This window comes from Streptomyces sp. NPDC039609 (assembly GCF_055596705.1).
Window position 1 is genome coordinate 279,608 of the sequence record NZ_JBVIUJ010000008.1, and the last position, 13,883, is coordinate 293,490.

Annotated in this window: 10 protein-coding genes; 3 read left to right on the top strand and 7 right to left on the bottom strand. The window is 69.7% G+C overall.

What is annotated here, in order from left to right; genetic code table 11:
* Window positions 1-25: 25 nt before the first annotated feature.
* The 3 genes from araA to ACZ561_RS25125 all read right to left on the bottom strand — a co-directional run bounded on the left by araA (window position 26) and on the right by ACZ561_RS25125 (window position 4,695).
* Window positions 26-1,534, bottom strand: coding sequence for an L-arabinose isomerase (gene araA, locus ACZ561_RS25115; protein ID WP_470999039.1), 1,509 nt, complete (start codon window positions 1,532-1,534; stop codon window positions 26-28).
* 75 nt (window positions 1,535-1,609) lie between these two features.
* Window positions 1,610-3,316, bottom strand: coding sequence for a ribulokinase (araB, locus tag ACZ561_RS25120; RefSeq protein ID WP_470999041.1), 1,707 nt, complete (start codon window positions 3,314-3,316; stop codon window positions 1,610-1,612).
* A 332-nt stretch (window positions 3,317-3,648) separates the two neighbouring features.
* Window positions 3,649-4,695, bottom strand: coding sequence for a LacI family DNA-binding transcriptional regulator (locus ACZ561_RS25125; protein WP_361855345.1), 1,047 nt, complete (start codon window positions 4,693-4,695; stop codon window positions 3,649-3,651).
* A gap of 223 nt (window positions 4,696-4,918) precedes the next feature.
* Between ACZ561_RS25125 and chvE the strand changes: the two genes are divergently transcribed.
* The 3 genes from chvE to mmsB all read left to right on the top strand — a co-directional run bounded on the left by chvE (window position 4,919) and on the right by mmsB (window position 8,903).
* The gene (gene chvE, locus ACZ561_RS25130; protein WP_470999043.1) at window positions 4,919-6,028 is read left to right on the top strand and encodes a multiple monosaccharide ABC transporter substrate-binding protein; all 1,110 of its coding nucleotides are present in this window, start codon (window positions 4,919-4,921) and stop codon (window positions 6,026-6,028) included.
* Between the two features lie 62 nt (window positions 6,029-6,090).
* On the top strand, window positions 6,091-7,662 hold the full coding sequence (gene mmsA / locus ACZ561_RS25135) for a multiple monosaccharide ABC transporter ATP-binding protein (RefSeq protein WP_470999045.1): 1,572 nt from the start codon (window positions 6,091-6,093) through the stop codon (window positions 7,660-7,662).
* Complete coding sequence (gene mmsB / locus ACZ561_RS25140) at window positions 7,659-8,903, top strand: multiple monosaccharide ABC transporter permease (protein ID WP_470999047.1); 1,245 nt, start codon at window positions 7,659-7,661, stop codon at window positions 8,901-8,903. The genes mmsA and mmsB overlap by 4 nt, the downstream gene beginning before the upstream one ends.
* Window positions 8,904-8,980: 77 nt before the next feature.
* Here mmsB and ACZ561_RS25145 read toward each other — a convergent pair whose 3' ends face one another.
* The 4 genes from ACZ561_RS25145 to ACZ561_RS25160 all read right to left on the bottom strand — a co-directional run bounded on the left by ACZ561_RS25145 (window position 8,981) and on the right by ACZ561_RS25160 (window position 13,853).
* The gene (locus ACZ561_RS25145; protein ID WP_470999049.1) at window positions 8,981-10,051 is read right to left on the bottom strand and encodes an aldose epimerase family protein; all 1,071 of its coding nucleotides are present in this window, start codon (window positions 10,049-10,051) and stop codon (window positions 8,981-8,983) included.
* Window positions 10,052-10,174: 123 nt separating this feature from the next.
* A complete protein-coding gene (gene yjfF / locus ACZ561_RS25150) occupies window positions 10,175-11,182 on the bottom strand; it encodes a galactofuranose ABC transporter, permease protein YjfF (protein ID WP_467864591.1) in 1,008 nt (335 codons plus the stop codon).
* A complete protein-coding gene (locus ACZ561_RS25155) occupies window positions 11,179-12,294 on the bottom strand; it encodes an ABC transporter permease (RefSeq protein WP_470999051.1) in 1,116 nt (371 codons plus the stop codon). The genes yjfF and ACZ561_RS25155 overlap by 4 nt, the downstream gene beginning before the upstream one ends.
* The gene (locus ACZ561_RS25160) at window positions 12,291-13,853 is read right to left on the bottom strand and encodes a sugar ABC transporter ATP-binding protein (protein ID WP_470999053.1); all 1,563 of its coding nucleotides are present in this window, start codon (window positions 13,851-13,853) and stop codon (window positions 12,291-12,293) included. The genes ACZ561_RS25155 and ACZ561_RS25160 overlap by 4 nt, the downstream gene beginning before the upstream one ends.
* Window positions 13,854-13,883: the final 30 nt, after the last annotated feature.

Genomic DNA, 13,883 nt, shown 5'->3' on the forward strand with positions numbered 1-13,883 from the left:
GGGGTGGAGGTGGCGGCGGGGGTGTTCACAGGCTCTGGGCCAGACGGTGGTACGCCTGGTTCCAGCGCAGCTCGCGCGAGAAGCGCCGGACGGTGGTGTCCTCGTCGATGACGGCGAGTTCGGTCCGCAGCATCTCGGCGAGGTCTTCGAGCTCCTCGCCGCCGAGAGCGGTGGTCAGGACGGTGTGGTGCGGTGCTCCTGCCGTCAGCCATGCCTCGGTGGAGGTGCGCAGGTCGGGGCGGGGCTGCCAGACGGCTCGGGCGACGGGGAGCCGGGGCAGCGGCTCGGGCGGGGCGACGACGTCGATGCGGTTGGCGACGAGGCGGAACCGGTCGCCCATGTCGGCGAGACCGACGACGACGGCCGGACCGGGATCCGCGTCGAAGACGAGGCGGACCGGGTCCTCGCGTCCGCCGATGCCGAGCGGATGGATCTCGCAGGTGGGCGTCGCCGTCGTGAGCGAGGGGCAGACCTCGAGCATGTGGGCGCCGAGGATGAGTTCCTGGCCGGGCGTGAGGTCGTAGGTGTAGTCCTCCATGAAGGAGGTGCCGCCGGGCAGGCCGTGGGCCATCGCCTTCAGTGTGCGCAGCAGGGTGGAGGTCTTCCAGTCTCCTTCGCCACCGAAGCCGTAACCGTCCGCCATCAGGCGCTGCACGGCGAGCCCGGGCAGCTGGCGCAGGCCCCCGAGGTCCTCGAAGTTGGTGGTGAAGGCGCGGAACCCGCCTTCCGTGAGGAAGGTACGCAGACCGGCTTCGATGCGGGCGGCGTAGCGCAGGGAGTCGTGGCGCTCACCGCCGGGCCGCAGCTCGGGCGCGAGGGCGTAGAGGTCCTGGTACTCCTTGACGAGGGCGGAGACGGTGTCCTCGGGGGCGGCTTCGACCGCGGCGACGAGGTCGTTGACGCCGTAGGTGTTGACCGATACCCCGAACCGCAGCTGCGCCTCGACCTTGTCCCCCTCGGTGACGGCGACGTCGCGCATGTTGTCGCCGAACCGGGCGAGTTTGAGGGTGGTGAGTTCGGAGCGGCCGAGGGCGGCGCGGGCCCAGCCGGCGATGCGGTCGACGACGTCGGGAGTGGAGACGTGGCCGGCCACGGTCTTGCGCGGGACACCGAGGCGGGTCTGGACGAAGCCGAACTCGCGGTCGCCGTGGGCGGCCTGGTTCAGGTTCATGAAGTCCATGTCGATGGTGGACCAGGGAAGTCGGCGGTTGGCCTGGGTGTGCAGATGCAGCAAGGGCTTGCTCAGGGCGTCGAGGCCGGCGATCCACATCTTGGCCGGGGAGAAGGTGTGCATCCAGGCGATCAGGCCGATGCACCGGTCGTCGGCGTTGGCTTCCAGGCAGACCGCGCGGATGGCGGCCGCGTCGGTGAGGACCGGCTTCCACACGAGGCGGACGGTCATCTGGGGCTGGCCGGCGAGGGTGTCACAGATGGCGCGGGATTGGTCGGCGACCTGGGCCAGGGTGTCGTCGCCGTAGAGCGCCTGGCTGCCGGTGAGAAACCAGATCTCGCGGTCGGGCTGGGCGAGCGTCATGTCGGGTGTGCTCCTCGGAGGTGCGGGGGCGGGGAGGTCGGGCCGATGGAGGCTGGGGGCGGGGAAGCTTCCCGGTCAGCCGGTGGTGGCGACGCGTGCGGTGTTGCGGATCCGTCGCAGGCGGTGCAGGAGGAGGTCCGCGCCGGTGCCGAAGTGCTCGTGCAGGGCGCGGTACTCGCCGAACAGCGCGTCGTAGGCGTCGGCCCGTGCGGGGTCGGGCACGTACGCGTGGCGCTGGACGCTTCCCATGACGGAGGCGGCTGACCGGACGTCGGGGTAGGCGCCCGCGGCGACGGCGGCGTGAATGGCCGAGCCGAGCGCCGGCCCCTGTTCGGATGTGCCGACGGAGACGGGGCGCCGGAGCACGTCGGCGTAGATCTGCATGAGCAGCGCGTTCTTCTTCAGTCCTCCGGTGACGATGAACTCCTCGACGGGGATCCCGCCGCCCTCGAAGGTCTCGACGATCACCCGGGTGCCGTAGGCGGTGGATTCGAGCAGAGCCCGGTAGACGTCTTCGGGCCGGGTGTCGAGGGTGAGGCCGGCGATGACTCCGGAGAGGTGGTGGTCGACCAGAGGGGAACGGTTGCCGTTCATCCAGTCCAGGGCGATCAGACCGTGCGCGCCGACCGGCTGGTCTGCGGCCTTGCGGGTCAGGAGCTGGTGCAGGTTCTCGCCCGATGCCTCGGCCTCGGCGCGGTAGTGGTCCGGGACGCCCTGGCGGAGCCACCAGGCGAAGATGTCGCCGACCGCGCTCTGGCCGGCCTCGTATCCGTAGGCGCCCTCGACGATGCCGCCGTCGACGACCCCGCAGATGCCGGGGACCTCGGCGAGGGCGGTGCCGTTGAGGACGTGGCAGGTGGAGGTGCCCATGATGGCGAGCATCCGGCCGTTCTCCACGGCGCCCGCTGCAGGTGCGGCGACGTGGGCGTCGACGTTGCCGGCGGCGACGGCGATGTCTTCGGGCAAGCCGGTCCAGTGCGCGGCCCGGCTGCTCAGGGTGCCGACGCGGGAACCCAGTGGGGACAGCGGGTGCTCCAGGCGGGTGGCGGGGAAATCGGCGAAGTCCGGATGGAGGCGGGCGAGGAAGTCGGGCGAGGGGTAGGCCCCGTCCTGGTGGATTCCCTTGTAGCCGGCGGTGCAGGTGTTGCGGGATTCGGTGCCGGTCAGCTGCCAGACGATCCAGTCGGCCGCCTCGATCCAGCGGGCGCAGGCGGCGTAGACGGCGGGGTCCTCCTCCAGGACCTGCAGGGCCTTCGCGTACTGCCACTCGGCGGAGATCTTGCCGCCGTACCGTGCGATCCACTTCTCGCCGTGTGCGTGGGCGAGGGCGTTGATACGGTCGGCCTGGACCTGGGCCGCGTGGTGCTTCCACAGTTTGGGCCAGGCGTGCGGGCGGTCGGCCCACTCGGGCGTCAGGGCTAGGGGGATGCCGTCCGGGGTGGTCGGCAGGACCGTGCAGGCCGTGAAGTCGGTGGCGATGCCGATGACGCGGGCCGGATCGACTCCGGCGTCGGCGAGCGCCGCCGGAACGGCGGTACGCAGGACGTCACGCCAGTCCTCGGGGTGCTGCAGGGCCCAGTCGGGGGGCAGGGGGGCTCCGGTGGAGGGAAGGTGGTCCTCGATGACGGCGTGGCGGTACTCGTGGACCGACGAACCGAGTTCGGCGCCGTCCCGGACCCTGACCACGACGGCGCGCCCGGAAAGAGTGCCGAAGTCGACTCCGATCGTGCACGCCTCGGGATGGTGACGGGCTGCGGGGTCGGAAAGGGTGTGTGTGGTCACGATGTGGTCTCTCTCGTCATGAGCGGGGCCAGAGGAGCCCCCTGATTGTTAACGCTCACAATTGGGTTGGACAAGAGCTGGACGCAGTTCCATCGAAACATCGAGCAACGAATGAAGCCCCTGGGGTGAGCGCTCACTTGCACGCCAGGGCAGCCCCGGGAGCCGCGACGAGTCCGGCAGGTGGCGGGGAGGGGCGTAGCGGCCGATGGAGCGGAGCAGCGGGCGGGCCCCGACGCGGGCGGGTCGGCGCCGTGCGTGGGCCAGACGCCGAACGGCCGGCAGGAGGCCCGCCACCGGCGGCCAGGAGGCGGCGGTGTCGGCCGCCCTCCGCGTCAGGCTTCGTTCAGAGGGCGCGTGCTCGCGCGCATGATGAGCTGCGGTTCCACCAGGAGGTGCTCGGCCTTCCGGGCGCGACCCTCGATGTGGTCCACCAGGAGCCCGATGCTCCGGCGTCCGATGGCGGCGAAGTCCTGGCGGACCGTCGTCAGCGGCGGAGGGAAGAACTCGGCCTCCGGGATGTCGTCGAAGCCGGCGACGGCCACCTGTGCGGGGGTGCGGATCCCGCCCTCGCGCAGCGCCCGCAGGACGCCGAGCGCCATCTGGTCGTTGGCGACGAAGACGGCCGTCACCGGCGTCGCCCCAGGGCGGGCCAGGGCGAGTCCCGCGAGTTCCTGCCCCGCCCGGTACCCGGACAGCGGGCTCCAGTCCCCCGTCAGGACGCGCGGAGGCCGGATGCCGCTCTCCTCCAGTACGGCGCGCCAGCCCGCGGTGCGGGCCTCGCTCTCCAACCAGTCGTCGGGACCCGCCACATGCCAGACGTTGCTGTGCCCGGCGGCGAGCAGGTGCTCGGTGACCATGCGGGCGCCGAGTTCCTGGTCGAGGGAGACCCCGGGCAGGTCGAGCTGATGACCGCCCTCCACGGTGACCACGGGGAAGGGCGCGTCCAGTTCGGCGAGCGCCTGCACGTGCGAGCGCTGCGGAGTGATGGCTACGACACCCTCCACACCCCAGGCCGCGAGGTGGTCGATGGCGTCCTTGAGCCCCTGCCCCCCTCCGGTACGCAGACTGACGGTCGAGACGAGGTAGCCCTCCTCCCGAGCCGCCCCCTCCAGACCGGTCAGGGTGCTGGCAGGCCCGTACAGGGCGGTATTGACGGCGATGACACCCAGCGTCCTCGTACGGCGCGTCACCAGGGCACGTGCGGCGGAGTTGCGGCGGTAGCCGAGCCGCTCGATGGCCAGGGTGACCTGCTCCCGGGTGACCGCGCGCACGTTGGGGTGACCGCTCAGCACCCGGGAGACGGTCTGATGGGAGACCCCTGCCTCCCGTGCGACGTCGGCCATCGTCGGCGGGCGGACGTCTTCCGCGGGATGCGCCACGTTTGACTCCCTTCTCCCTGCTTACGGCTGTGTATCGATACGAGAAAAACCTTAGCGCCTCTTGTATCACGCTGTTGTGAGCGCTAACAATCTAGCTCGACCGGGGCACCGACGCCCCGGCGACCCAGCCGGAACGGTGCCGTCCCGGTGGTGCGAGGACACGCGCTGCCGTCGAGCCCGTCCCCGGTCGGAGCCGCCCTCGACGACGGGATGGGTAACGCCCATGAAGAAGTTCCGATCCGTATCCGCCCTCCTGGCCGTGACCACCGGCTGCGCCCTGCTCCTGACCGCCTGCGGACAGAACAGCGAGGGCGGCAGCCAGGAGTCGAAGGGCGGGAAGGATCTGACCATCGGCATCGCCATGCCCACCAAGTCCTCCGAGCGGTGGATCGCCGACGGCCGCAACATGACCGAAAGTCTGAAGAAGGCCGGCTTCTCCACGACCCTGCAGTACGGCGAGGACGACCCCGACCAGCAGGTCGCCCAGATCGAGAACATGATCACCCAGGGCGTCGACGCCCTGGTCGTGGCCGCCATCAACGGCGAGGCCCTGTCCAATGTCCTGCAGCAGGCGGCGGACGCTGACATCCCGGTGATCTCCTACGACCGGCTCATCCTGGGTTCCCCCCACGTCGACTACTACGCCTCCTTCGACAACGAGAAGGTCGGCGAGCTCCAGGCCACGTACGTCGTGGAGAAGCTGGGGCTGAAGTCCGGCTCGAAGAAGGGACCCTTCAACATCGAGCTGTTCGCCGGGTCCAACGACGACAACAACACCAAGTACTTCTTCAACGGCGCCATGAAGGTACTGAAGCCCTATCTCGACAAGAGGCAGCTGGTCGTGCGCTCCCAGCAGACCCAGCTCAACCAGGTCACCACACTGCGGTGGGACGGCGGGACGGCGCAGAAGCGCATGGACGACCTGCTGACCTCCTCGTACTCCACGGCCCGGGTCGACGCCGTCCTCTCCCCCTACGACGGCATCTCCATCGGCATCCTGTCCGCGCTGAAGTCCGACGACTACGGGAGCGCCGCCAAGCCGCTGCCGGTCGTCACCGGCCAGGACGCGGAGGTCGCCTCCGTGAAGTCGATCATCGCGGGCGAGCAGACGCAGACCGTCTACAAGGACACGCGCGCACTCGCGCAGGTCGCCTCGGACATGGTGGCCGCCGTCCTCGCCGGCAAGAAGCCCGAGATCAACGACGACACCACCTACGACAACGGCAAGAAGGTGGTTCCGGCCTTCCTGCTCGACCCGGTCAGCGTCGACAAGTCGAACTACCGGAAGGTCCTGGTCGACTCCGGCTACATCGACGCCGGCGCCCTGCGGTGACCCCCGCCGCGCCCCATTCCCCCGGCGTCCCCGCTTCGTCCCCGGCCGGCCCCGTCCTCGAGATGCGGTCCATCGTCAAGACCTTCCCCGGAGTCAGGGCACTCTCCGAGGTGACCCTGTCCGTGGAGCGCGGCGAGGTGCACGCCCTGTGCGGAGAGAACGGTGCCGGGAAGTCGACCCTGATGAAGGTCCTGTCCGGCGTCCACCCGCACGGGACCTACGAGGGCGAGATCCTCTTCGACGGCGAGCCGTGCCGCTTCAAGGACATCAGGGCCAGCGAGCAGCACGGCATCGTCATCATCCACCAGGAGCTCGCGCTCGTCCCTTACCTGTCGATCGCCGAGAACATGTTCCTCGGCAACGAACCGTCCCGGCACGGGATCATCGACTGGCACGAGGCGCTGCGCCGTGCGTCCGAACTGCTCAGGCGGGTCGGGCTCGACGAACACCCCGAGACCCGGGTCGCCGACATCGGTGTCGGCAAGCAGCAGCTCGTGGAGATCGCGAAGGCGCTGGCGAAGGACGTCCGCCTGCTGATCCTCGACGAGCCCACCGCGGCACTCAACGACGAGGACAGCGCGAAGCTGCTGCGGCTGATGCGAGAACTGAAGAGCCAGGGCATCACCTCGATCATCATCTCGCACAAGCTGAACGAGATCGCCCGGATCGCCGACTCCGTCACCATCCTGCGCGACGGGCGCTCCATCGAGACCCTCGACGTCACGGACCCGGCCACCACCGAAGAGCGCATCATCCGCGGCATGGTGGGACGGGACCTCGACAGCCGCTTCCCCGATCGCACGCCGTACGAGGGCCCGGCCGACGCCGAGCCTGTCCTGGAGATCCGGGACTGGACCGTGCGTCACCCGCTCGACCGCGGCCGCAAGGTGGTCGACGGGGTCTCGCTCCAGGTCCACCGCGGGGAGATCGTCGGGGTCGCGGGACTCATGGGGGCCGGCCGGACCGAACTCGCCATGAGCGTCTTCGGCCGTTCCTACGGCCACTACGAGCGGGGCACCGTGCTCAAGGACGGCCGCGAGGTACGGACACGTACGGTCCCCGAGGCGGTCGCCCACGGCATCGCGTACGTCACCGAGGACCGCAAGCACTACGGGCTCGACCTCGGGGACTCCGTGAGCCGGAACATCTCCCTCGCCTCCCTCGGCGCGCTCGCCCGCCGCGGAATCGTGGACGGGCACGAGGAACGCAAGGTGGCCGAACGGTTCCGGCGGACCATGAACATCAAGACTCCGAACGTCCTCGAACCAGTCGGCCGCCTTTCCGGCGGCAACCAGCAGAAGGTCGTCCTCAGCAAGTGGATCCTCGCCGGACCGGACGTCCTCATCCTCGACGAACCCACGCGCGGAGTCGACGTCGGAGCCAAATACGAGATCTACACCGTGATCGACCGGCTCGCCGCCGAGGGCAAGGCGATCCTCCTCATCTCCTCCGAACTGCCCGAACTGCTCGGCATGTGCGACCGCATCTACACCATGGCCGCCGGACGGCTGACCGGCGAGGTCACTCGCGAGGACGCCACCCAGGAAGTGCTGATGCGGCACATGACACAGGACACCCCCGCACCGCCGGCGGTCACCGCAGACTCCGCCTCCAGTGAAGGACACCAGGCATGAGCACCGAAGTCGGCACGACAACGACGGCCCCGGCGCCCCCGGGCAGCGGGTCCCCGTCCCCCGGGACACCGGTGGTCCGGGTACTCCTGAACGGCGTCCGGCGGAACATGCGCCAGTACGGGATGCTCTTCGCGCTCGGCCTGATCGTGCTCCTGTTCCAGATCTGGACGGGCGGCGACCTCCTGCTGCCGCGCAACGTCTCCAACCTGGTGCTGCAGAACAGCTACATCCTCATCCTGGCCATCGGCATGATGATCGTCATCATCTCCGGGCACATCGACCTGTCGGTCGGCTCCCTGATGGCCTTGGTCGGCGGCATCGGCGCGGTGCTCATGGTCGAGCACCATGTCTCCTGGCCCGTCGCGGTGCTCCTCACCCTGCTGCTCGGAGCAGTCGCCGGCGCGCTCCAAGGATTCTTCATCGCGTACGTCGGCATACCGTCGTTCATCGTGACCCTCGCCGGCATGCTGCTGTTCCGCGGGCTCACGGAGATCTTCCTCAAGGGCCAGACGCTCGGCCCCTTCCCGGACGGACTGCAGAAGATCGCCAACGGCTTCCTGCCGGAGGCGGGGCCGCAGACCAACTACCACAACCTGACCCTGCTCCTCGGCGTCGGTCTGATCGTCTACGTGGTCCTCCAGGAAGTGCGGGACCGTCGCCGTCAGCGGGAGTTCGCCCTGGAGACGCTCCCCACTGGCCTGTTCGCCCTCAAGGTGACGGCACTGGTCGCCGCAGTCCTGGTCACCACCCTGCTGCTCGCCAGCTACAAGGGCGCTCCCGTGGTCCTCCTGATCCTGGCCGCGCTGCTGGTGGCCTTCGGATACGTGATGCGCAACGCGGTGATCGGCCGCCACGTGTACGCGATCGGGGGGAACCTGCCCGCCGCGAAGCTGTCCGGGGTCAAGGACAAGAAGGTCACCTTCGCGGTGTTCCTCAACATGGGAATGCTCGCGGCGCTCGCCGGACTTGTTTTCGCGGCCCGCTTCAACGCGGCCTCACCGAAGGCCGGCGTGAACTTCGAACTCGAGGCCATCGCCGCCGCGTTCATCGGCGGGGCGTCGATGAGCGGGGGCGTCGGGACCGTTCTGGGAGCCATCATCGGCGGCCTGGTCCTCGGCGTGCTCAACAACGGCATGAACCTCGTCGGGGTGGGCACCGACTGGCAGCAGGTCATCAAGGGCCTCGTGCTGCTCGCTGCGGTCGGCTTCGACGTGTGGAACAAGCGAAGGGCAGGCGCCTGACACCGCTCCGGGGACATGGCTGTGCCCGCCGGCACCTCCGCCGGCGGGCACAGCCATGTCGGCGTGTTCGTACGCGGTCAGTCGCGGGTGCTGAACCGCAGGACCGTCCTCGACCGGTACTCCTCGCCGGGTCTCAGCACCGAAGACGGGTCATCGGGGCGGTTCGGGGAGTCGGGGAAGTGCTGGGTCTCCAATGCGATGCCGGCGCCCGCCCGGTAGGGCGTACCGCCCTTGCCCAGGACCGATCCGTCGAACTGCCCCGCGGTATAGACCTGGAGTCCGGGCTCCGTGGTCAGCACCTCCATGCAGCGACCCGTGGCCGGCGCGTGGAGGACGGCGGCCCGGCGCAGCGTCTCGTCGCCGTGCGGGCTCAGTACGAAGTTGTGGTCGTACCCGTCGGCCGCGCCGGGGCGAGCCAGGGCCTCGGCGATCCTGAGCGGCCGGCGGAGGTCGAACGCGGTACCGGAGACGGAGCGGTGGTCCCCGCGGGGGATGAGGTCCCCGTCGACCGGCGTGTAGTGGGAGGCGTCGATGGCCAGTTCGTGGCCGAGAATGTCGCCGGCGTCCTCGCCCTCGAGGTTGAAGTAAGCGTGGTTGGTCAGGTTGACCAGGGTGGCCGCGTCGGTGACCGCCGCGTAGGAGAAGGAGAGTTCGTTGTCGCGGCCGATGAGACAGCTGACGGTGACGTCCAGGTTTCCCGGGAACCCCTGGTCACCGTCCGGGCTGCGGAGGTGCAGGAGCACACCGGTCCACTCCGGGGTATGCAAGCTCTCGGCTTCCCAGAGCCTGGTGTCGAAGCCGTCGGTTCCGCCGTGCAGGCAGTGGCCGCCCTCCTGCGTGGTCAGCTGGTACGGCTTCCCGTCCAGGGTGAACCGGCCTTGTGCGATGCGGTTGGCGTAGCGGCCGACGGTGGCGCCGAAGTACCGGGCGGCGGTGGCCGTCCGGGCCGGGTCGCGGGGAGCGAGGACGACGTCGGCCGGGGTGCCGTACCGGTCCGGCACCCACAGAGCGTGGAGGCGGGCGCCGCGGGTGTGCACCTCCGCCGTGAGGCCGTCGGGAAAGCCGAAGGTCCATCGTTGCCCGGAGTCCGTGCCGGGGTGGCAGGCCGGTGGGCCTCCGGTGAACGGAGGACAGGAGGACGGGGTCATGGGAGTTCCTTGTCCGGAGTACGGCACAGCCGGGAAAGAGGGCTGAAGGCCCCTCTTTCCCGGCCGCGGTCGCCGTGGTCGGTGATCAGTGGTCTGCTCGGGATCCGGGCCTGCCCGGGAGGTCTAGTGCGCCGGGCGGGATCCGCCGAAGAGCCGTTGGAGGAGGATGAAGACGAACAACAGGCCGCCGATGACGATGCGCGTCCACCACGAGCTGAGCGTGCCCTGGAAGCTGATGATGGTCTGGATCAGACCGAGGACCATCACGCCCAGCGCGGTGCCCAGGACGAAGCCGGAGCCTCCGGTGAGCAGCGTCCCTCCGATGACCACGGCCGCGATGGCGTCGAGTTCCATGCCGACGGCGTGCAGGGCGTAGCCGGACAGCATGTAGAAGGTCAGCAGCAGACCGCCGAGGGCGGAGCAAAGGCCGCTCACGGCGTACACCGCGACCTTGGTGCGTCCCACGGGCAGGCCCATGAGACGGGCGGAGGACTCGTTGCCGCCCAGGGCGTAGACGGTGCGGCCGAAGCGGCTGTGGTGGAGGACGACGAAGGCGAGCGCCAGCACGACCAGGGCGATGACCACGGCGGGTGAGACGAACAGGCCCCCGGGCAGGAGCACCCGCGTCTGGGCGATCCGTGTGGTCGTCGGGTCGGTGAGGGAGATGGACTCGGTGCTGATCATGTAACAGAGGCCGCGGGCGAGGAACATGCCCGCGAGGGTGACGATGAAGGGCTGGATCTCGAAGGTGTGGATCACCCAGCCCATGAGGGCGCCGCCTCCTGCTCCCACCAGCAGGACCAGCGGCACCGCCAAGGCGAGCGGCGCGCCGTTCTGTTCGACGAGCCAGGCTGTCAGCATGGTCGACAAGGCCACCATGGAGCCGACCGACAGGTCGATGCCGCCGGTGAGGATGACGAACGTCATGCCGATCGCCACGACGAGCAGGAAGCCGTTGTCGATCAGGACGTTGAGCAGGACCTGTGCGGAGAAGAAGCCCTCGTACTGCAGGGAGCCGATCGAGAACATCGCGATCAGCAGAGTGGCCGTCACCATGAGCGGCAAACGGACGGCATGCCGTACCGAGAACCGCTGGAGCGGCCTGGTGAGGGAGCTGAGGGTGGTGCTCACGGGTGGACCTCCTGCTGGCGGGCTCCCACGTCGCCGGCCGCGGGCGCCCGGTCCGGGGCGGCCGCTCGGCGACGGCGTGAGAGTCGCGCGCGGAACGCGGGCGACTGGACGAGACACACGACGATGACGACCAGGGCCTTGAAGACGAGGGTGGTCTCCGGCGGTACGCCGAGGGTGTAGATCGTGGTCGAGAGGGTCTGGATGATCAGTGCGCCCAGGACCGTACCGCCGAGGGAGAAGCGGCCGCCCGTCAGCGCGGTACCGCCGATGACCACGGCGAGGATCGCGTCCAGCTCGATCCACAGGCCCGCGTTGTTGCCGTCGGCACTGGACACGTTGGAGCTGATCATCAGGCCGGCCACCGCGGCGCACACGGCGCTCACGACGTAGACCATGACCAGGAGCCCGGCCGCCCGGATGCCGACGAGTCGGCTCGCGACCGGGTTGCCGCCCACCGATTCGATGAGCATGCCGAGCGCCGTCCGCCGGGTGACGAGGGAGGTGACGGTGACGAGGGCCGCGGCGAGCAGGACGGCGAAGGGGAGGGTGAGCCAGTAGCCGCCTCCGATCATCTTGTAGACGCTGCTGGACACGCTGATGATCTGGCCGTCGGTGATCAGCTGGGCCACGCCCCGCCCCGCGACCATGAGGACCAGCGTGGCGACGATGGGCTGGACACCGAGCCGGGCGACGAGGAAGCCGTTCAGCAGTCCGATCGCGGCGGCCACGCCGACCGCCAGCGCGATCGCCGACATCACGGTGGGCAGACTTCCGGGGTCCTTAGCGGTGGCGATGTGCTCGCACGCGAGGGCGCCGGCGATGGCGACCGTCGAGCCGACCGAGAGGTCGATGCCCCGGGTCGCGATGACCAGCGTCATGCCGAGCGACACCAGGATCAGAGGGGCGCCGAACTGGAGGATGTCGATGAGGCTGCCGTACAGGTGTCCGTTCTGGACGCGGACGGCGAAGAAGTCATGGGTGAGCGCGACGTTCCCCAGCAGCAGGGCGGCCAGGACGGCGGCGGGCCAGAACAGGCGGTGCTCGGTGAGCTGCCGGGCGCCGGGCGCCCGGGCCGGACGCCCCCCGGCGCCCGTGTCGTCAGGTGGTGTCATGAGGTGGCTCCGGTGGCGATGGTGCCCAGGATCCGGTCGGGCGTCAGGGTCAGGTCGTTGGGAAGGGTGGCGACGAGCCGGTGGTCGCGCAGGACACCCACGCGGTGGCTCAGCCGCAGCACTTCCTCGAGTTCGGCGGAGATGAAGAGGACCGCGGTGCCTTCCGCGGCCAGGCGGGTGACCAGTTTCTGGATCTCCGTCTTGGCGCCGATGTCGATGCCCCGGGTCGGTTCGTCCAGGATCAGCAGTTCGGGATCGGTGAGCAGCCACCGCGCGAGCAGCACCTTCTGCTGGTTGCCTCCGCTGAGGTTGCGGACCTGCGCCTCGGGGGCGGCCGGACGGATGTCGAGGACCTCGATCCACCGGGCGGCGATCTCGTCCTGCCGGGTGCGGGAGAGGGGTCTGGTCCAGCCGCGTGCGGCTTGGAGGGCGAGCACGATGTTCTCGCGCACCGTGAGTTCGCCGACCAGCCCCTCCGCCTTGCGGTTCTCCGAGCAGAAGGCGATCTTGTGGGCGATCGCGGCGCGGGGGGATCGCAGGGCGGCGCGTTGGCCGTCGATCCGGAGCTCTCCTCCGTCGGCGTGGTCGGCTCCGAAGAGCAGCCGGGCCGCCTCGGTGCGTCCGGAGCCGAGGAGCCCTGCCAGGCCGATGACCTCGCCGCGGTGGATGTCCAGGTCGTAGGGCTGGACGGCACCGGACCGGGTAAGCCCTCGGGCACTGAGGAAGGGGGTGTCTGCGGACTCGGGGGTGATCGCGGTGCCGGTGTGGGACGTCTCGGCCAGTTCGTCGAGGGTGCGCAGTTCGCTGCCGACCATACGGTGCACGAGGGTGACGGGGGTCAGCTCGTGGATCCGGTACTCGCCTTCGAGCCGACCGTTCCGCAGGACGGTCACCCGGTCGCACAGGTCGAAGACCTGGTCGATGAAGTGGGTGACGAAGAGGATCGCGACGCCCCGGTCGCGCAGCCGGCGCACCAGGGCGAACAGCTGGGCGACTTCGTCCCGGTCGAGGCTGGAAGTGGGCTCGTCGAGGATGAGGACCTTCGCCTTGACGTCCACGGCCCGTACGATCGCGACCAGTTGCTGGACGGCGAGGGAGTGCGCGCTCAGCGGCAGGCGGACGTCGAGGTCGAGTTCCAGCTCGGTGATGAGCCGTGCCGCGCGTTCGTGGAGGGCCGACCAGTGGACGAGCCCCAGGCGCCGGGGTTCACGGCCGATGAGAATGTTCTCGGCGACCGAGAGGTTGGGGCACAGGTTCACCTCCTGGTAGACCGTGCTGATTCCGACGTGCTGTGCCTCCAGTGGTTCGGCGAACCACTGGAGGCTGCCGTCGACGGAGACCGTTCCCGTGTCGGGCGGGTGGACGCCGGTGAGTACCTTGATGAGGGTCGATTTGCCCGCGCCGTTCTCGCCCATCAGGGCGTGGACCTCGCCTGGGAAGAGGCGCAGGTCCACGCCGTCGAGGGCGAGGACTCCGGGGAAGGCCTTGCGGATGCCGTGGGCCTCCAGGACCGGCCGGCCGGTGCCTGCGGGTGTGCGGGGGGTGGGTGGGGCTGCCATCCGCCCTCCTCTCCTGAGGGATCGGGGGCG

Coding starts and splice junctions, on each gene's coding strand:
- mmsB (WP_470999047.1), top strand. CDS start 7,659: ATGAGCACCGAAGTCGGCACGACAACGACGGCCCCGGCGCCCCCGGGC.
- araA (WP_470999039.1), bottom strand. CDS start 1,534: ATGACGCTCGCCCAGCCCGACCGCGAGATCTGGTTTCTCACCGGCAGC.
- ACZ561_RS25160 (WP_470999053.1), bottom strand. CDS start 13,853: ATGGCAGCCCCACCCACCCCCCGCACACCCGCAGGCACCGGCCGGCCG.
- mmsA (WP_470999045.1), top strand. CDS start 6,091: ATGCGGTCCATCGTCAAGACCTTCCCCGGAGTCAGGGCACTCTCCGAG.
- ACZ561_RS25155 (WP_470999051.1), bottom strand. CDS start 12,294: ATGACACCACCTGACGACACGGGCGCCGGGGGGCGTCCGGCCCGGGCG.
- ACZ561_RS25145 (WP_470999049.1), bottom strand. CDS start 10,051: ATGACCCCGTCCTCCTGTCCTCCGTTCACCGGAGGCCCACCGGCCTGC.
- chvE (WP_470999043.1), top strand. CDS start 4,919: ATGAAGAAGTTCCGATCCGTATCCGCCCTCCTGGCCGTGACCACCGGC.